General features: G+C 62.5%; 16 protein-coding genes and 1 pseudogene. 6 read left to right on the forward strand and 11 right to left on the reverse strand.

Annotated elements, in window-relative coordinates; translation table 11 throughout:
• Positions 1 to 5: 5 nt before the first annotated feature.
• From LZK81_RS24635 to LZK81_RS24645, 3 genes are all read left to right on the forward strand, one after another.
• Positions 6 to 839, forward strand: a complete 834-nt coding sequence (locus tag LZK81_RS24635) for an SIR2 family protein (RefSeq protein ID WP_233957653.1) — start codon at positions 6 to 8, stop codon at positions 837 to 839.
• Between the two features lie 94 nt (positions 840 to 933).
• Positions 934 to 1,497 carry a YdeI/OmpD-associated family protein gene (locus LZK81_RS24640; protein ID WP_233957654.1) on the forward strand — a complete coding sequence of 188 codons (564 nt, stop codon included), beginning with the start codon at positions 934 to 936 and terminating at the stop codon, positions 1,495 to 1,497.
• 760 nt (positions 1,498 to 2,257) lie between these two features.
• The gene (locus tag LZK81_RS24645) at positions 2,258 to 2,647 is read left to right on the forward strand and encodes a hypothetical protein (protein WP_233957655.1); all 390 of its coding nucleotides are present in this window, start codon (positions 2,258 to 2,260) and stop codon (positions 2,645 to 2,647) included.
• 42 nt (positions 2,648 to 2,689) lie between these two features.
• Here the strand turns inward: LZK81_RS24645 and LZK81_RS24650 are convergent, their stop codons facing one another.
• Complete coding sequence (locus LZK81_RS24650; protein WP_233957656.1) at positions 2,690 to 3,973, reverse strand: cystathionine gamma-synthase family protein; 1,284 nt, start codon at positions 3,971 to 3,973, stop codon at positions 2,690 to 2,692.
• Positions 3,974 to 4,069: 96 nt separating this feature from the next.
• Positions 4,070 to 4,642 (reverse strand): hypothetical protein, encoded by a 573-nt coding sequence (locus LZK81_RS24655; RefSeq protein WP_233957657.1) that lies wholly within the window; start codon positions 4,640 to 4,642, stop codon positions 4,070 to 4,072.
• Between the two features lie 284 nt (positions 4,643 to 4,926).
• Here LZK81_RS24655 and LZK81_RS24660 point away from each other — a divergent pair, with 284 nt between their 5' ends.
• On the forward strand, positions 4,927 to 6,327 hold the full coding sequence (locus tag LZK81_RS24660) for a mannitol dehydrogenase family protein (protein WP_233957658.1): 1,401 nt from the start codon (positions 4,927 to 4,929) through the stop codon (positions 6,325 to 6,327).
• Here LZK81_RS24660 and LZK81_RS24665 read toward each other — a convergent pair.
• The 9 genes and pseudogenes from LZK81_RS24665 to LZK81_RS24705 form a co-directional block, all read right to left on the reverse strand.
• A complete protein-coding gene (locus LZK81_RS24665) occupies positions 6,324 to 7,601 on the reverse strand; it encodes an L-fuconate dehydratase (RefSeq protein WP_233957659.1) in 1,278 nt (425 codons plus the stop codon). The two genes, LZK81_RS24660 and LZK81_RS24665, sit on opposite strands and share 4 nt — an antisense overlap.
• Before the next feature lie 17 nt (positions 7,602 to 7,618).
• The gene (locus tag LZK81_RS24670) at positions 7,619 to 8,353 is read right to left on the reverse strand and encodes an SDR family oxidoreductase (protein ID WP_046612552.1); all 735 of its coding nucleotides are present in this window, start codon (positions 8,351 to 8,353) and stop codon (positions 7,619 to 7,621) included.
• A gap of 50 nt (positions 8,354 to 8,403) precedes the next feature.
• Positions 8,404 to 8,733: an L-rhamnose mutarotase gene (locus LZK81_RS24675; RefSeq protein ID WP_046612571.1), complete on the reverse strand. Its 330-nt coding sequence runs from the start codon at positions 8,731 to 8,733 to the stop codon at positions 8,404 to 8,406.
• Between the two features lie 11 nt (positions 8,734 to 8,744).
• On the reverse strand, positions 8,745 to 9,752 hold the full coding sequence (locus tag LZK81_RS24680; RefSeq protein ID WP_233957660.1) for a zinc-binding alcohol dehydrogenase family protein: 1,008 nt from the start codon (positions 9,750 to 9,752) through the stop codon (positions 8,745 to 8,747).
• A gap of 4 nt (positions 9,753 to 9,756) precedes the next feature.
• Positions 9,757 to 10,575 (reverse strand): amidohydrolase family protein, encoded by an 819-nt coding sequence (locus LZK81_RS24685; RefSeq protein ID WP_233957661.1) that lies wholly within the window; start codon positions 10,573 to 10,575, stop codon positions 9,757 to 9,759.
• Positions 10,576 to 10,578: 3 nt separating this feature from the next.
• Positions 10,579 to 11,592, reverse strand: a complete 1,014-nt coding sequence (locus tag LZK81_RS24690) for an aldo/keto reductase (RefSeq protein ID WP_233957662.1) — start codon at positions 11,590 to 11,592, stop codon at positions 10,579 to 10,581.
• Positions 11,593 to 11,667: 75 nt separating this feature from the next.
• A pseudogene (locus LZK81_RS24695) lies at positions 11,668 to 12,593 on the reverse strand (ABC transporter substrate-binding protein).
• Between the two features lie 97 nt (positions 12,594 to 12,690).
• Complete coding sequence (locus tag LZK81_RS24700; protein WP_233957663.1) at positions 12,691 to 13,719, reverse strand: ABC transporter permease; 1,029 nt, start codon at positions 13,717 to 13,719, stop codon at positions 12,691 to 12,693.
• 9 nt (positions 13,720 to 13,728) lie between these two features.
• The gene (locus LZK81_RS24705; RefSeq protein WP_233957815.1) at positions 13,729 to 15,294 is read right to left on the reverse strand and encodes a sugar ABC transporter ATP-binding protein; all 1,566 of its coding nucleotides are present in this window, start codon (positions 15,292 to 15,294) and stop codon (positions 13,729 to 13,731) included.
• A gap of 278 nt (positions 15,295 to 15,572) precedes the next feature.
• Between LZK81_RS24705 and LZK81_RS24710 the strand changes: the two genes are divergently transcribed.
• Entirely contained in the window at positions 15,573 to 16,274 is a 702-nt protein-coding gene (locus tag LZK81_RS24710) for a FadR/GntR family transcriptional regulator (RefSeq protein ID WP_105432769.1), read from the forward strand.
• Between the two features lie 34 nt (positions 16,275 to 16,308).
• Positions 16,309 to 17,841, forward strand: a complete 1,533-nt coding sequence (locus LZK81_RS24715; protein ID WP_233957664.1) for a UxaA family hydrolase — start codon at positions 16,309 to 16,311, stop codon at positions 17,839 to 17,841.
• Positions 17,842 to 17,900 lie beyond the last annotated feature (59 nt).

Raw genomic sequence — 17,900 nt, forward strand, 5'->3', positions numbered from 1 at the left:
CTTTGGTGCATGCGATTGCGAGGCGTCGCGCAGTCATACTTATCGGTTCAGGGGTTTCGGCTAACGCGGCAACAGATGCCGGAATTCATCCTCCTACTTGGGGATACTTTCTAGAAAACGCTCATTCGAAGCTTAACAAAAGTGTAAGTCACATAAGGGATGCCATTAAACGTTACAATTATCTGGAGGCCTGTGAATATCTGAAGCAAGAATATGCTGCTGGTTGGCCAGATCTAGTTAGAGAGAGTTTTTTGACGCCGAATTATAAGGCGGCGGAAATACATCACGCGATATTCGACCTAGATTGCAGAATTGTTGCTTCCCTCAATTTTGACAAAATATACGAAGGGTATGCTTTGTCTGCAAGCGAAGGAACTATAATCGTAAAGAATTACTATGATGATGACGTTAGGCAGGTTGTTGCGGGAAGTGATCGGTATGTAATTAAACCTCACGGTTCGATTGATACGATTTCAAAAATGATATTTACACTGGAAGACTATGGACGGGCTCGGGTAAAATATTCTACATTTTATGAAATACTTACAGCATTGCTGCATACGCATACTTTTCTGTGCATAGGATGCGGCCTCTCTGACCCCGACATGCAGCTAATTTTTGAAGATTACAAGTATAAGCTATCAGAATCTCCTCATTTTATTACGTTACCAAGTCCCGTATCGGAGCCCCAATGTGGGCTTATCCAAAAGACAAGAGGATTGAACGTTTTGAAATATTCTCTAAAGGATCAGCACAAAGAATTAACCGAGTCGCTTAAGGAACTAGTTGCTGCGGTTGCGTTGAAGCGGGACGAAATTGCAGACCTTCGCAGTTGGTAGATTGGACGCAATCGCCACGAGTTAGCTAATAGGTAAATTCGCTTCTTGTCATAGCAAACACGATATCCAGGATCGTAGATCCAAACCGAGAACCATGGACTCCCCCACCCAGCCCCTCGCCTTCACCACCCCCGCCGAGTGGGCCTCCTGGCTCTCCGCCCACCACGCCACTTCGTCCGGCGTCTGGCTGCGGATCGGCAAGAAGAACCCGAAGCGGACCCTTATCACCATCGACGAGGCGCTGGATGTGGCGCTCTGCCATGGCTGGATCGACAGCCAGCGCAAGGGGTTCGACGCCACCTCCTACCTGCAGCGGTATTCGCCGCGCCGCGCCAGAAGCCCGTGGTCGAAGCTCAATGTCGATCGGGTGGCGGCGCTGACGCAGGCCGGGCGGATGCGGCCGGCGGGGCTGGTGGAGGTCGAGGCCGCCAAGGCCGATGGGCGCTGGGCGGTGGCCTATGAGCCGCAGCGCACCGCCGCCCTGCCGGATGATCTCGTCGCGGCGCTCCGCGAAAACCCCGCGGCGGGTGCGGCCTTCGAAAAGCTCGACAAGACCGGGCAATATGCGGTGGTGCTTCCGCTGTTGAAGGCGACCACGCCGGAGGTTCGGGCCGCGCGGGTGGCGAAGGCGGTGGTGAAGCTGGCGGTAGACGAATAGAGGCGTCTCTAGCCACCTCGCCCCCCTCTGCCCTGCCGGGCATCTCCCCCACAGGTGGGGAGATCGGCTAGGCGCGCCGGTTTCCCCAAACAATGAACGTAGCCGATCCACAAATCTTTGGCAGCGACCGAAGGCAAGGTCAGTTTGGCGGGAAGGTCAAGCCGCTTGTAATCTCCCCACCTGTGGGGGAGATGCCCGGCAGGGCAGAGGGGGGTGTCACACGGCACACCCTTCAATAGTCACTCCTATGCCTTGCCCGAGGACAAATCGCCGCCTCCTTCCGGCATTTTCAATAACTTGCCCGATTGTTCATCCCCACCCCTCGCCACCATGCCTACAATTGCCTCGCTTCCGTCGCCGGAGTGTTTCGCGAGACGTTCGCGGGCAGGCGGAGGCCGGCGCCCTGGTTGGACCTGTAACGTGCAGGAAAGGTCAGGGAGGTGAAAGCCATGGAGTGCTCGTCGAAAGGCAAGCCTTCCTATCAAGCCTCCCCCTGGCCACCGGGCCGGGTTCGGATTGGCCGTGCAAGTGGCAGGATTTCCCGAAAGGAAGTCGCGAACGAAGCCACGCAGTGGGGCGAGGTGATCACCTGTAGAGGCCGGAAGCCTCGAAAAGACGCCGAAGGCCACGCGAATGCGGAGCCACACATTACTAAACAAAATGAGGTTCCGCATTCGTGTGGGCTCTCCAGTCAGGAAACGACACGGGCCGCGACCGGCCGCGTGAACGAAGAAGCATGCGCCGATAAGGAGGGCGAGCGATGGCCTTGAGCGAGGCGGAATGGAAACGCAGGCAGGAAGAGGAAGATGCCGAACCCGCTTATTTCGGAATGACCTGGGGAGAGTTTCGCCGGCTGCCGGAGCGGCAACAGCAGGAGACGCGCCAGAGGCTCTCGCAGCTCGGCGCCACCCATGTCGGCTTCTGGAAGGACTGCACGCTCGGCAAATGCCGCCGCGCCAGACGCTGCATCGGGTTTCTCTCCGAGGCGCAATACAAGGCCGGCTACAATGCGGCCTATCCGCCCTGTGCGCGCGCCGAAGAGCATCGTCGTGCGAAAATCTATTATGACGGGATCTGCCGGCTTTTTCCCGAGGACGAGGACGAGCCCAAATACGACGGCCGCCGGAAAACCGAGGAGGGGGACGAATGACGCCCCCGATACCCGCTGGTTCCAGGCGCGATCATCCGCCCGTCACGCCTTGTCGAGCGCGATCGTCAGGTCGGCGATCAGGTCGTCGGGGTGTTCGATGCCGATCGACAGCCGGATTGTCGAGTTGAGCACGCCGATCCTTTGGCGCACGTCGGCCGGCACGCCGGAATGGGTCATGGTCGCCGGGTGGCTGGCGAGCGATTCCGTTCCCCCGAGGCTCACCGCCAGCTTGAAGATCTGCAGCGCGTTCAGGAACCGGAACGAGGCCGGCTGGCCGCCCTTGATGTCGAAGGAGAAGGTCGAGCCGCCGCCCGTGCACTGCGCCGCAAACACTTGTCCGACCGGCGATGCCGGGTCGTGATAGGGCAGGTAATGGATGTTCTCGACATTGGGATGGCCGCGCAGGAAATCGGCGACGGCGAGCGCGTTGGTATTGGCCTTTTCCATGCGGATCGACAGCGTCTCCAGGCTGCGGCCGAGCATCCAGCAGGAATGCGGGTCGAGCTGCGTGCCGATCGCCCCGCGCAGCGCCTTTACCTGTTTCATCACCGCCTTGGAGCCGAGCGCCGCACCGGCGATCAGGTCCGAATGGCCGCCGACATATTTGGTCAGCGAATAGAGCGAGATATCCGCGCCGTGCTCGATCGGCCGCTGGAAGACCGGGCCAAGCAGCGTGTTGTCGCAGGCGATCACCGGCCGGTGCCCCTGTTTTTCCCCGATCGCCTCCGCCACCCGGCGGATCATTGCCACGTCCACCAGGCTGTTGGTCGGGTTGGCCGGCGTCTCGATCAGGATCACCGAGACGCGGCCCTTGCCCATCGCCTCCCCGGCCGCCACTGTCACCAGTTCCTCGCTGACCCCGTCCGCAAAGCCGACCGCCGCAACGCCCATGTTGAGAAAGGTTTTCGAAAGCAGCGTTTCGGTGCCCCCGTAAAGCGGTTGCGAGTGCAGCACGCAGTCACCCGGCCGCACGAACGCCATCAGCGTCGTGGCGATCGCCGACATGCCGGAGGAAAACAGCACGCAGCTCTCCGCCTGCTCATAGACCGCCAGCCGGTCCTCGACGATCTCGCTGTTGGGATGGTTGAAGCGGGAATAGACCAGCCCCGCGCCCGTTCCCGCCGGCGGCTCCTTGCGGCCGGAGACGAAATCGAAGAAGTCGCGGCCTTCCTCGGCGGATTTGAACACGAAGGTGGAGGTGAGAAACACCGGCGGCTTGACCGCGCCCTCGGAAAGCTCCGGGTCGTAGCCGTAGTTCAGCATCTGCGTTTCGGGATGGAGCTTGTGATTGCCGATATGCGTCTTGGAGGGATGCGGGGCGGTCATGAAGGATCTCCTGGCTTGAAAAAAGCGGATGCCATGACCGGAGATAATATCGGAAAAGCCCCCGCCAAGGGGCACTACCTGCGAAAGCCGGATTGCTCAGCGCGCCGCGGGCATAACCGGATGCGCGGCGGGTACTGCCGGCTCTCCCCAGGCCGAGATCGGCTGTCCTCCCCTGGTCGTCACGCGCATGTCGTAGAGCGCAAGCGAGGCCTCAAGCTGGCGCATGTCGGAGCAGCGGTTGATGATGCCGCCGATATACTGCACGCAGTCGCTGACATTGCCCTGTACCGAACCGGTCGCCCAGTCCTTGACGATGCCGTCGGCGCCGACCAGGAAATAGGAAAGCCGGTTGTTCTGCGACACGGTCGAGCGGCCGACCAGCCCGCCGAAGCTCGAACCGGACTCGGTTTTCGAAGCTGGCGCGATATGCCGGTAGATCGTCATCCCGTTCTTCAGCTGCGTCGCGCCGATCATCGGCCCGAACGTCGCGTCGGAGCCGGAAAGCCGCGCCAGGGTCGACTGGTTGATATTGGCCACCTCCGCATAGGGACGGTCCATCGCATAGCTGGTGAAGGACCGGTTGGCGGCCGATTCCGCCTTTTCCGCCACCTGCGAGCACCCCGCCAGAGCCAAGCCGAACGCCATCGAAAGAACCGCCAGAAAACGCATGAATGCCCCCTGTCTACAACGTCCCGTGCCAAAGACCTGGCCAGTCTTCGGTCTATCGGCGGACGTGCCGGGCGCCCCCGCGACCCGGTCGTTAGTCACTATCAGATTTTGCATGTTTTGAAAGCGCAGCTCCCGGCTCTTCCATCCCGTTCCGGTCGGAATCTCCGGCTTTCGGAGGTAGGCGTCGGGACTATGTCGTTGACCCGTGCACTTGCGCAGGGCTATCACTGCTTGCGTCAATAAGGGAGGATGCCCGCGAGTCTTTCAGGGCATCATGATCAAGAATGCCACGCCTTTCCGCCTCCACCGCACTTGCCCCCCATGTCGCCGCACCCGGTTTTGACCGGGCTCTTCTGAAGCCCGGCATTCTGCATATCGGCCTCGGCGCGTTCCACCGCGCCCATCAGGCGGTCTATACGGATGCCGCGCTGGCAGCGGAGTTCGGCGAATGGGGCATTGTCGGCGTCAGCTTACGCTCGGTCGATATCGTCCAGGATCTTGCGGCGCAGGACGGGCTTTATTCGGTGGTTACCCGCAGCGCCGCAGGCGACAGCGCCCAGGTCGTCGGCTCGGTCACCAGGGGCCTGTCGGGCGTCGAGGACCAGGCGGAAATCCTGGCCTTGATGGCCGATCCGGCAATCCGGATCGTCACCATCACCGTCACCGAAAAGGCCTATGGCATCGATCCGGTATCCGGGGGGCTCGACCGCACCCATCCCTCCGTCAAGGCCGATCTTGCCGACCCGACCTCGCCAAAAGGGGTGATCGGTTATCTGGTCGAAGGCCTTTCGCGCCGCCATGCCGCCGGCCTGCCGCCTTTTACCGTGCTTTGCTGCGACAACCTGCCGACCAACGGCCGCATCGTGCGGCGGCTGGTGATCGAACTGGCCGGCGCCCGGGATCCGGCGCTCGCCAACTGGATCGCCGGCCACGGCGCCTTTCCGTCCAGCATGGTCGACCGCATCGTGCCGGCCGCGACCGACGAGACGCGGGCCCTTGCCGAGACGCTGATCGGCGCCGAAGACAGGCTGGCGCTCGGCACGGAGCCCTTCATGCAATGGGTGATCGAGGATCATTTCCTGGCCGACCGGCCCAGGTGGGAAGCCGGCAGCGCGCTTTTCGTCGCCGATGTCGAGCCCTATGAGAAGATGAAACTGCGGCTGCTCAACGGCTCCCATTCGCTGATCGCCTATCTCGGCCAACTGAAAGACCTGGTATTCGTCCGCGATGTCATGGCCGTGCAGGAATACCGGGCGCTGGTGCGCCGCCACATGGCGGAGGCGGTGAAGACGCTCGATCCGGTGCCGGGCATCGATCTCGGCGGCTATATGGACCAGCTGATCGAGCGCTTCGAGAACCCGACGATCGCCCACAAGACGCAGCAGATCGCCATGGACGGCACCCAGAAACTGCCGCAGCGCATCTTCGCAGGTGCAGTGGAAGCACTGGCGAATGGTGGAGATGCGTCGTCTGCGGCTTACGTTGTGGCTCTCTGGATCGCCTATGCACGCAAGACCGCGGAGATCAACGATCCGCGCGCTACGGAGCTGAAGGCTGCCGCCGCCAGGATGACGGCGGATGATCCGTCGGCACCATTCTTTGCAATTCCCGGCCTGTTCCCCCAGGCTCTCACGGAGAATAGCGCATGGCGTGCGCGGGTGAACGCGGAGCTTGAAAAACTCTAGCCTCGAAACGTGTAGTCGGCGATCGATTGCGGTTTCATCTCGATCGAGAAACCGGGCCGTACCGGCGGCATATAGGCCGCGTTCTCGATGATGCAGGGCTCGACGAAATGCTCGTGCAGATGGTCGACATATTCGATCACCCGGCCCTCCTTGGTGCCGGATACGGCGATGTAGTCGATCATCGACAGATGCTGGACATATTCGCACAGGCCGACGCCGCCGGCATGCGGCCAGACGGGCAGGTTATATTTGGCGGCGACCAGCAGCACCGCCAGCACCTCGTTCAGCCCGCCCATGCGGCATGAATCGATCTGCACGATGTCGATCGCGCCTTCGGCGATGAACTGCTTGAACATGATGCGGTTCTGGCACATCTCGCCGGTCGCGACCTTTACCGGGTGGATGCCCTCCCGGATCTTTCGATGCCCGGCAATGTCGTCGGGGCTGGTCGGCTCTTCGATGAAGAAGGGTTTCGCAAAGGCGAGTTTGTTGACCCAGTCGATCGCCTGGCCGACTTCCCAGACCTGGTTGGCATCGATCATCAGGAAGCGGTCGGGGCCGATCACCTCGCGGGCGATGGTGAGCCGCCGGATATCGTCGTCGAGATCGCGTCCGACCTTCATCTTCACATGGTTGAAACCTGCGTCGACCGCCTCTTTACACAGCCGGCGCAGCTTCTCTTCCGGATAACCGAGCCAGCCGGCCGACGTCGTATAGCAGGCGTAACCCTCGCGCTTCAGCACCTCGATGCGCTCCGCCTTGCCCACTTCCGCCCGTTTCAGGATTGCCAGCGCATCCTCGCGCGACAGCACGTCGGTCAGATAGCGATAGTCGACGATGTCGGCGATCTCTTCCGCCGACATCTCCGCAACCAGCTGCCAGACCGGCTTGCCTCGCTGCTTGGCCAGCAGATCCCAGAAGGCGTTGACGACCGCGCCGGTGGCGAGGTGGATGGCGCCCTTGTCGGGACCGATCCAGCGCAACTGGCTGTCGCTGGTCAGATGCCGCCAGAATTTTCCGGGCGCCGTGGCGAAGGTTTCGAGTTCCTGTCCGACCACCAGATGCCGCATCGCCTTGATCGCCATGCAGCAGATGTCGTTGCCCCGCCCGATCGTGAAGGTCAGGCCGTGGCCGGCAAGATCTCCGCTATCGGTATCGAGGATGACATAGGCCGCCGAATAATCCGGGTCCGGGTTCATCGCGTCGGAGCCGTCGAGGCTCTGCGATGTGGGAAAACGAAGATCGAAGACGCGGAGATCGGTGATGCGGGTCATGGTTCTCTCGTATTGCCTCAGATGGTCCAGCCGCCGTCGATGGCGTAAGCCTGGCCTGACGTATAGGTGGCGCCGGCGAGGTAGAGGGCGAGCTCGGCGATTTCTTCAGGGGTGCCGAGCCGGCCCATCGGCTGGCGGGCGATGAAGGCGGCGCGGGCCTCGTCGTAATTGCCCTGGGCCCGCATGCGGTCCTGCAGCGAAGGGCTTTCCACCGTGCCCGGGCAGATGGCGTTGCAGCGTATGCCGTCCGTCACATAATCGGCGGCGACGGATTTTGTGAGCCCGATCACGGCCGCCTTGGTGACGCCATAGGCGAAGCGGTTCGGCACGCCCTTGATGCTGGAAGCGACGGACGACATGTTGATGATCGCGCCATCCTTCTTCGCAAGCATGCCCGGCAGCACCGCCCGGATGGTGCGGATCATCGCCCTGACGTTGAGGTCGAGCGCGAAGTCGAAGTCGCTGTCCTTCATCTCGAGGATCGAGCCCCCATGGACGAAGCCGGCGCAGTTGAAGAGGATGTCGACCGTGCCGATGCGCTCGACACAGGCGACGATGGCCGCGTTATCAAGCACGTCGAGCCTTGCGGTTCTCAGGTTGTCCAGTTTCGGCAACGCAGCCAGCAAGCTTTCGTTGATATCGGTCGCATGGACGGTCGCGCCGGCTTCTGCAAAGGCGAGCGCCGCCGCCCGGCCGATACCCTGGCCTGCGGCGGTCACGAATGCGGTTTTCCCATCAAGTCTGATCGTCATGTCTTGTCCTCGAATTATCTGGCCGGCCGTCAGTCTGATTGAGGAAATCCTCAATCCAGATGAAAGACCTCTTCCATCATCGCCCACCACTCGCCTTCCTTGCGGCTGTCGAGCGGCTTCTGGCAAGGGATGGTGAGAGACCACCATTCCTGATTCTTAGGGTCGGCGGCTATTTTCGCCATGTCGGCTTCGAAATCGCTGCCATGATATTCCCAGGTTCCGAACAGCAGGTTTTCCGGCTCGCGCAGGAAGATCGTGTAGTTCCTGATGTTGGCGCGGCTGATGAGGGCAAGCACGTCCGGCCAGACGGCGGCGTGCAGGCGCTTGTATTCCGCGATCATCTGCGGCTCGATGCCGATCACCATGCCCATTCGCTGCATCATCGCCTCCTCTAGACTTCCACCAGCGCCTTGACGACGCCGGCCGCGGGATCGGTCAGCCCCGGAAAGCGTTCCGGCACTTCCGACAGCATCATTCTATGGGTGACCAGGGCTGCGGGGATCTTGCCCTCGCGCATGGCCTGCATCACCCGCTCGAAATCCACCGTCGTCGCGTTGCGGCTGCCGAGCAGCGTCGTCTCGCGCTTGTGGAATTCCGGATCGGAAAAGGTGATGTCGCTCGAAACGATCGAGACGAGCACGTAGGTGCCGCCATGGGCGACGAAACCGAACCCGCGTTCGATCGCTTTCGGATTGCCGGTCGCATCGAAGACGGCTTCGAAGAAGTCACCACCGGTCAGGCCTGAGAGCTGCCCGTGGTCGTCCGGACCAAGTTGAACCGTGGAGGCGATGCCAAGCTGTTGGCGGGCGAAGTCCAGCCGGTCGCCACGGCCGTCGAGAAGCGTCACCGCTCCGCCCTCAAGTTTCGCGAAGATCGCGACCGCCAGCCCGATCGGACCGGCGCCGGTGACCAGAACGCTCTGTCCCGGCTCGATCCTGGCGCGGGCAACCGCATGGGCGCCGATCGCCAGAAATTCCACCATCGCCGCCTGGTCGAGCGAAAGCCCATCGGCCTTCAGCACGAATGCTCCTGGCAGGCTCAGATATTCGGTCATGCCGCCGTCTCGATGCACGCCGAGGACGCCGAGGTTGCGGCAGCAATTGGTCCGGCCCTTGAGGCAGGCATGGCAGCGGCCGCAGGAGATGTAGGGCATGATCGAGACGGTATCGCCGGCCTCAAGCGCACTGCCGGCTGGTGCTTCCTCGACCGTGCCGGCGAGCTCGTGACCCATGACGCGCGGATAGGAGAGATAGGGCTGGTTGCCGGTGAAGATATGCAGGTCGGTGCCGCAGACGCCGATGCGTCGCAGCTTCACCAGCACTTCGCCTTCGCCGCGAAGAGGCCTGGGACGGTCGATGGCGCTGAGTTTGCCTGGTTCGTCGCAGATGATAGTCAGCATATTCTTACGCTCCGAGTCGATAGAAACGCTGGGCATTGCCGCCGAAGACCTCGCCATGAGCGTCGGCGGGCACGATATCGAGACATTGATCCAGCCAGGCTTGGTAATCCCCGGCAAGCCTCAGCACCGGCCAGTCGCTGCCCCAGATGACCCGCCCGGGGCCGAACAGGTCGAAAATGGTTTCGGCATAAGGCCGCACCGCCTGGGGCTTCTGGTCGCCCGCCTCGGTCAGCAGGCCGGAAAGCTTGCAGTGAACGTTCGGCAGTTCGGCAAGCACTTTCATGCGCGCATACCAGTCGATGAAACGGCCTTCAGAGATTGGCGGCTTGGCGCCGTGGTCGATCACGATCGGCAGACCAGGGTGTCGCCGGGCGAAACCGAGCAGCGGTTCGAGATGGCGCGGCAGTACCAGCGCGTCGAAGACCAGATGATGTTCGAGCATGGCGGCCACGGCTGCATCGAGCGCCGGATCGCCGATCCAGTGGTCGTCGCCGATATCCTGCAGCATCGGCCGGAGCCCTTTGAGCTTCGGATGCCGGGCCAGCCGGGCTATGGCAGCCGGCGCGCCGGGCGCTTTCATGTCGGTCCAGCCGACCACGCCGAGGATGAAAGGGGTGCTGTCGGCGAGATCGAGCATGAAGGCGGTGTCCGCCTCGTTCTCCATGGTCTGCACCAGCACCGTGCCGTCGATGCCGGTGGCCTCGAGAAGCGGGCGCATATCGTCGGGCAGGAAGTCCCGGTGAATTGCCTGAAGCTCGGCCGGCGGCCATTGGCCGGTCCGGTCCGCGATCCGCCAGAAATGCTGATGCGCGTCGATCCGCATGGTTCAGCCCTCCTGACCGGGCAGCGGCGCGCCATCGGCGATCAGCCCGCGGGCTTTCAGGCGGGACCAGAAGGAGGCGGGGATTTCCTCTCCGAACCAGTCGACATTCGACTTGATCTGTTCGGCGGTGCGTGCGCCGGAGACGACCGTCACCACCGCCGGATGGGCCAGCGGAAACTGCAATGCCGCCGCCTGCAGGCTGACGCCCTCTTCCTCGCAGGCCGCGCGCAACACCTCGACGCGGGCGAGGATATCGGCCGGCGCATCCGCATAGTTGAATTTGCGGTTGCCGGCGAGCAGGCCGGAATTGAACGGCCCGGCCACCACGATGCCGACGCCTTGGCTGGCGCAGTCGTCCATGAACGAGAGGCTCTGCTGTTCGAGCAGCGTGTACCGGCCGGCGAGCATGGCGACGTCGATATCGAAGACCTGCATCGCGTCGCGGATGATCTCCCACTCGTTGACGCCGAGGCCGACCGCTTTAGTAAGTCCTTCCTCACGCAGCTTCTTCAGCGCGCGAAAACCGCCGCCGGCGGTCAGCTGGTACCAGTAGTGCTGGTGCTTGTCGCCATGGGTCATGCTGCCGATATCGTGGATGTAGAGAATATCGGGTTTGAGGATGCCGAGCCGCTGCTGGCTTGCCTCGAAGGACCACATGATGCCGTCATAGCTGTAGTCGAAGACCGGCCGGAAAGGCAGCGGCTCGACATATCCGTCTTCCTGCGAGCCGACCGTCTCGTCCGGCTGCATGAGCCGGCCGACCTTGGTGCTGAGCACGAAGTCGCCGCGCGGCAGGTCCGTCAGCATGGTGCCGAGCCGCCGCTCGGAGCGCGTGTATCCATAGAAGGGCGCCGTATCGTAATAACGGATGCCGGCCTCCCAGGCGGCGCCAAAGGCGCCGGCCGATTCCTCGTAAGAGGTCTTGTGGTAGAGACTGCCCATCTGCGCGCAGCCGAGCCCCATCTGGGTCACTTCGACGGAGGCGTGGGGCAGCTTGCGGCGCTCGGTGACATTCATGAGATCGTCCGAAGTCCTTTGGGAATAGGATCACGGACGCGCATCATTCGCGATGCGCGCCCGCTGGGGGTAAGGTTAGTAGAGAACGTTCTTGGCTTCCGGCTTGTCGATATTGTCCTTGGTGACGACGACGACACCGGTATCGACAAACTTTTCGACCTTCTCCTTGTTGATCGACTGGAGCACGGTCTTGACGCCGAGTTCCCCTGCACCGCGATGGCGGAAAGCGTTCCGTCCTTGACGAATTCCTGCAGGTCCTGGTTTCCGTCAAACCCGATCGCGACCACCTTGCCGGCCTTGCCGGACTGTTTCAGCGCCCGGCCCATGCCGATCGCCGTCGGCTCGTTGGCGCCGAAAATGCCCTTGAGGTCGGAATTGGCGGCCAGCACGTCGGTCGTCTGGTTGAGCGCCGTCGCCATCTGGGACTGCGAGTAGAACGGCCCGACGATCGTCAGCTTCGAGTTCGCCTTGATGTAGTCGGTAAAGCCGCCGACGCGGCCGATTTCGGAGCCGGCACCCGCCACGTAGGACATCACGGCGATCTTGCCTTCCTTGCCCACCTTGTCGATCAGCGCCTTGGCGGCCAGTTCACCGGCCTTCTTGTTATCGGTGGCGAGGAACGACTGGTAGTACTGCTCGGATCCCTTGGCGAGCAGCGAGTCGACGATGATGACCGGGATGCGGGCTTCCCAAGCCTTCTTCACGGCCGGAACCAGGGCGTCCGGATCGGACGGGGCGAGCACGATGCCGGAAACCTTGCGGTTGACGGCGTTCTCGACCATGTTGACCTGGTCGGCGATCGCGGATTCCGCAGCCGGTCCCTGGAAGGTCATGGTGTTGCTGCCCCCGCCGGCCTTCATGGCGGCATCGGCTCCCTTCTGGACATTCTGCCAGAAGGTGGAATTGACGGTCTTCACGATGACGGCGATTTCGCCGGCCTGAGCCGAGAACGCGGTGAGTGCGATCACGGATGTCAGCAGTGCGGCAGCAAGCTTTTTCATGTCTTCCTCCTCTTTTCGTTGGCCTGAAACGGCCGGTTTTTTAGAGAGCTCCTCACTCCCATGACGTCTCGCGGGTAAAGGTCCGCGTGCCCTTATCTCAGCGGCGGTTGCGCAACTGGTCGATCCATACGGTGACCAGGATGACGAGGCCGATGATGATCTGCTGCGTGAAGGCGGAGACGCCGTTCATGTTGAGGCCGTTGCGAAGGATGCCGATCACGAAGGCGCCGATCGCGGTCCCGGAAATCGTGCCGACCCCGCCGATCAGCGAGGTACCGCCGATGACGGCGCTGGCGATTGCATCCAGTTCGTACATCACGCCCTCGTTCGGCTGGGCGGTGACGAGGCGCGACATCAGCACGCAGCCGGTCAGGCCGGCCAGCGTGCCGGAGAGAACATAGGTGAAGCTGACGATGCGGGCGACGTTGACGCCCGAAAGCCGCGCCGCGTCGGCGTTCGAGCCGACCGCATAGATATGCCGGCCGAGCACCGAGCGGTTGAGCATGTAGGAGACGGCAATCGCGATCGCGATCATCAGGATGACCGGGTAGGGGATGCCTGGGAAAACGATGGTCGGGAAACCGTCGTCGCCGATGTTGACCACCCGGAAGAGCGAGCCGTTGCCGAGCTCGCCGAAGGATTCGCCGAGCCCCGAGACGGCCCGTGCGCCGGTGATCTGCAGCGCCACGCCGCGGGCGATCATCATCATGCCGAGCGTGGCGATGAACGGCGGCAGCTTCATCTTGGTGACGAGGATGCCGTTGATGAAACCGCAGGCCGAGCCGGTGAGAATGCCGCAGATCATGCCGAGCCAGACGGGCGTTCCGAAATCCTTGACCGCCAGCGCCGCGACCACCCCGGACAGCGCCAGGACCGAGCCGACCGACAGGTCGATGCCGCCGGTGATGATGACGCAGGTGGCGCCGATGCCGAGAAAGGCGATCGAGGTCACCTGCAGCGCCACCGTCATGCCGTTGTCGATGGTGAAGAAGGCGCTGCTGGTCGCCGAGAAGACGCCGATCAGCACGAACAGGCTGCCGAGCGCGGCGAATTTCTGGATGATATCCTTCTGGCGGTCGCTGAACGTGCCGCTCTTCTGTTTTGCAACTTCGATAATTTCAGCCATGTTATGCCCTCATCCTGCCGACCGAGCGTAGCCGGAGGCGTATCGCATGATCTCTTCCTGGTCGGTTTTCGCAGTCTCCAGCACGCCGGTGATGCGGCCCTGGTGGAAGACGGCGACGCGGTCGGTCATGCCGAGAATTTCCGGAAGCTCGGAACTGATCAGCACGACGCCGATGCCGTTTGCCGCAAGCTCGTCCATGATCCGGTAGATCGCCAGCTTGGCGCCGACGTCGATGCCGCGGGTCGGCTCGTCGAAGAACAGCATCTTCGACTTGCGGAACAGCCACTTGCCGATGATGATCTTCTGCTGGTTGCCGCCCGAGAGAAGGCGAACCGGCTGCTTGATCGAGGGCGTGCGGATGTTCAGGAGATCGACGTATTCCTTCGTCGCCCGCGCATGCCTGGCGAAGTCGATCAGCCCGAAGCGGTTCGAGACCGCCTCCATGTTGGCGAGCGTCATGTTGGCGTCGACCGGCATCTTGACTGCCAGCCCCTGCGCTTTGCGGTCCTCGGACAGATAGGCGATGCCGGCGGCGATCGCGTCGCGCGGCGAGCTGATGGCGAGTGTTTGGCCGTGCAGGGTGACCGTGCCGGTATCGAGCGGATCGGCGCCGAAGATGGCGCGGGCGACTTCCGTGCGGCCGGCGCCCATCAGGCCGGCAAAGCCGAGAATCTCGCCGCGGCGCAGCGTGAAGGAAATGTCGCGGAAGACGCCGGCGCGCGAAAGGCCTTGCGCGGAGAAGATGATCTCGTCGCTCGGGACGGACGTGCGGTCCGGAAACTTCTCCTCCAGCGACCGCCCGACCATTTTCGAGACGATCGCATCGATGCTGGTGGCGGCAAAATCGTCGGTGGAGATGTAGCGGCCGTCGCGCAGCACCGTGACGCGGTCGACGATCTCGGACATTTCGTCGAGCCTATGCGAGATGTAGACGATGCCGACGCCCGACGCCTTCAGGTCGCGGATGACCTTGAACAGCAGCCGCGTCTCCTGCTCGGTCAGCGACGACGTCGGTTCGTCCATGATCAGCACTTCGGCGTCGAGCGACAGGGCCTTGGCGATCTCGACCATCTGGCACTGGGCGACGGACAATCCCCGCACCGGACGATCCGGATTGATGTCGACGCCGAGCCGGTCGAGGCAGCGCTTGGCGTCGGCCCGCAGCTTCTTGCGGTCGACCAGAAAGCTTCCTCCGAGGAAACCACGGCGCGGCTCGCGGGCGAGATAGATGTTTTCCGCGACCGTCAGGTGCGGCACGAGATTGAGTTCCTGGTGGATGATGGCGATGCCGGCGGCTTCCGATTCCCGCGTCGAGGAAAAATGCCGTTCCTCGCCCTTGTAGGTGATCGTGCCTGAACTCGGCTGGTAGACGCCGCTGACGATCTTCATCAGCGTCGATTTCCCCGCGCCGTTTTCGCCGCAGACGGCATGGACCTCGCCGCGGCGGAGGTCGAAATGGACGTTGGCAAGCGCTTTGACGCCCGGGAAGTCCTTGCTGATATTGTCGAGGCGGAGCAGCGGCTCGGTGGCCGCAACCGACGTGACGCGGCCCGGCAGCATGGCGGCGCCATGCATGGTCTGCCCAAGCTCGGCCGGACGGTTTTCCACATTTGCCTCCCCGGGGCCGGTCAGGCCCACTTGCCGGCGGCTCCTCCCTCCGGCGTTGATAATGGGTAAACCTGAGGGCGGAAGTGGTCAAGCCAATTTTTTCAGAACCCGGCCGCAGACCCATCACGGCAAAAGGAAGAAGGGCGGAAACGATTAAAGTCGTTAAAAATCAACGACAGAAATTTCATTGTTGCTCTCCTCACGCCTCCTGATATGGTAAGGCCACATTGTCAGGGCGGCGAATTATGAACGGACCCATCAAGACGGCAGAACCGCGGCGGCTGTATCAGCAGATAGCCGATCAGATCCGGGTGCTGATCCAGGGCGGCCAGTTTCCGGCCGGCGCACGCCTGCCGGCCGAGCGGGAGCTTGCCCAACAGCTTGGCGTCTCGCGCCCGTCCTTGCGTGAAGCGCTGATCGCGCTTGAAATCGACGGAAGCGTCGAAATCCGAATGGGGTCGGGTATCTACGTGACGGCCGAGCCGGACCGCCGGCCATGGCAAAGCGGCTCCATGGGTGAAAGCCCGCTCGAGCTGATGCAGGCACGGGCCGCCGTCGAAGGCGCGGTCATCCTGCTCGCAGCGGCAAGGGTCACGCCGGAGACATTGCGGTCGCTGCGCCAGACGCTCGACCAGATGCGCACCGAAATCGCCGAAGGGCGCAAGGCGCTCGACCTCGACCGGCTTTTCCATCTGACCATCGCCAGCCAGTCGGGCAATTCGGTGCTGGCGCATATCGTCGGCGACCTGTTCGACGAGCGCCACAGCCCGATGTCGGCGCAGATCCGGGTGCGGTTCGAGACCCCGCAGACCTGGGGCGCTGCTCTGGCCGAACACGAGGCGATCTATGCGGCGCTGGAAACACGCAATCCGCTTCTCGCCCAGGCGATGATGCATGCCCATCTGGAGGAATCGAAACAGCGCTGGATGAACCACGAGACACGGTGATATTCCTGTGGCTGTTTCGGGAGGAAACAAAAAAATGGATCTTGCGGCTTCACCCATCATCATCTTGAATCCGATCGACGACGTCGGCGTCGCAAGGCAGCCGATGCGGGCCGGCGGCCCGACCGGTTACGGCGATCTCGCGGCCCGCGAGCTGATCGGCCGTGGCCACAAGGTGGCTATAAGGGCGATCCCGAACGGCGGCGAGGTGAAGAAATACGGCCAGGTGATCGGCGTCGCAACCCAGGACATCGCCCCCGGCAGCCATGTGCACCTGCATAACCTCGCCATGCTGCCTTCCGAGCACGAGCACCAGTTCAGCGTCGATATCGAGGAAAAGGGCATGCTGCCGGAAGCCGAGCGGCGCACCTTCATGGGCTACGACCGGGGCCTCGGTGGCGCCGGCACCCGCAACTATATCGGCGTCATCTCCTCGGTGAACTGTTCCGCCACCGTATCGCGCTACATCGCCGACTATTTCAACCGCCTGGGCGGCCTGGACGGTTTCGACAATATCGATGGCGTCGTGGCGCTCACCCATGGCGGCGGCTGCGCGCTCAACAACAAGTCGGAAGGTTACAGGCTGCTTATCCGCACTATCCAGGGATATGCCCGGCATCCGAATTTCGGCGGCATCCTGATGATCGGCCTCGGCTGCGAAACCAACCAGATCGCCCCGATCCTCGAACATTACCGCATGGAAGAGGGCGAACGGCTGCGGACCATGAACATCCAGCAGCATGGCGGCACCCGCAAGACCATCGATGCGGCGATTGCCATCATCAAGGAGATGCTGCCCGGCGTGAATGCCGCGACGCGCACGCCGCAGCCTCTGTCCAAACTGAAACTGGCGCTCGAATGCGGCGGCTCGGACGGTTATTCCGGGATTTCCGCCAATCCGGCGCTCGGTTACGCCTCAGACTTGATCGTCCGCAACGGCGGCACGACGGTGCTGTCCGAAACGCCGGAGATCTATGGTGCCGAACATCTGCTCACCCGCCGCGCCGTGACCCCCGCCGTGGCCCAAAAACTCCTGCAGCGGATCGACTGGTGGCGGGATTATACCGCCCGCAACGGCGACGAGCTCAACAACAACCCATCCCACGGCAACAAGCTCGGCGGCCTGACCACCATTCTGGAAAAGTCGCTCGGCGCGGTCGCCAAGGGTGGTTCGATGCCGTTGAAGGCCGTTTATGAGTTCGCCGAGACCGTCACCGAACCCGGTTTCGTGTTCATGGATACGCCGGGCTACGATCCGGTCGCGGTGACCGGCCAGGTGGCGGGCGGCTGCAACGTCATCTGTTTCACCACCGGCCGCGGCTCGGTTTCGGGCTTCAAGCCGTCGCCCTGCATCAAGATCGCCACCAATTCCGAAATGTACGAGCACATGAAGGAAGACATGGACCTGAACTGCGGCGGCATCGTCACCGGCGAGGAGACGATCGAACAGGCGGGATTGAGGATTTTCGAGGATGTGATCGCGGTAGCCTCGGGCAAGCAGACGCTCAGCGAGATCTACGACTACGGCGACAACGAATTCGTGCCATGGCAGGTCGGGGCGGTTACGTAAAAAGCAGTCTACGGGGATATCGCGGGAAAGCGGCTACCCGCCCCGTTCTCCGTCATCCT

The organism is Neorhizobium galegae, assembly GCF_021391675.1.
Lineage (GTDB): Bacteria > Pseudomonadota > Alphaproteobacteria > Rhizobiales > Rhizobiaceae > Neorhizobium > Neorhizobium galegae_B.

Coding starts and splice junctions, on each gene's coding strand:
- LZK81_RS24705 (WP_233957815.1), bottom strand. CDS start 15,294: ATGCATGGCGCCGCCATGCTGCCGGGCCGCGTCACGTCGGTTGCGGCC.
- LZK81_RS24660 (WP_233957658.1), top strand. CDS start 4,927: ATGCCACGCCTTTCCGCCTCCACCGCACTTGCCCCCCATGTCGCCGCA.
- LZK81_RS24690 (WP_233957662.1), bottom strand. CDS start 11,592: ATGAATGTCACCGAGCGCCGCAAGCTGCCCCACGCCTCCGTCGAAGTG.
- LZK81_RS24700 (WP_233957663.1), bottom strand. CDS start 13,719: ATGGCTGAAATTATCGAAGTTGCAAAACAGAAGAGCGGCACGTTCAGC.
- LZK81_RS24710 (WP_105432769.1), top strand. CDS start 15,573: ATGAACGGACCCATCAAGACGGCAGAACCGCGGCGGCTGTATCAGCAG.
- LZK81_RS24675 (WP_046612571.1), bottom strand. CDS start 8,733: ATGCAGCGAATGGGCATGGTGATCGGCATCGAGCCGCAGATGATCGCG.
- LZK81_RS24670 (WP_046612552.1), bottom strand. CDS start 8,353: ATGACGATCAGACTTGATGGGAAAACCGCATTCGTGACCGCCGCAGGC.
- LZK81_RS24655 (WP_233957657.1), bottom strand. CDS start 4,642: ATGCGTTTTCTGGCGGTTCTTTCGATGGCGTTCGGCTTGGCTCTGGCG.
- LZK81_RS24680 (WP_233957660.1), bottom strand. CDS start 9,752: ATGCTGACTATCATCTGCGACGAACCAGGCAAACTCAGCGCCATCGAC.
- LZK81_RS24665 (WP_233957659.1), bottom strand. CDS start 7,601: ATGACCCGCATCACCGATCTCCGCGTCTTCGATCTTCGTTTTCCCACA.
- LZK81_RS24715 (WP_233957664.1), top strand. CDS start 16,309: ATGGATCTTGCGGCTTCACCCATCATCATCTTGAATCCGATCGACGAC.
- LZK81_RS24645 (WP_233957655.1), top strand. CDS start 2,258: ATGGCCTTGAGCGAGGCGGAATGGAAACGCAGGCAGGAAGAGGAAGAT.
- LZK81_RS24685 (WP_233957661.1), bottom strand. CDS start 10,575: ATGCGGATCGACGCGCATCAGCATTTCTGGCGGATCGCGGACCGGACC.
- LZK81_RS24650 (WP_233957656.1), bottom strand. CDS start 3,973: ATGACCGCCCCGCATCCCTCCAAGACGCATATCGGCAATCACAAGCTC.
- LZK81_RS24640 (WP_233957654.1), top strand. CDS start 934: ATGGACTCCCCCACCCAGCCCCTCGCCTTCACCACCCCCGCCGAGTGG.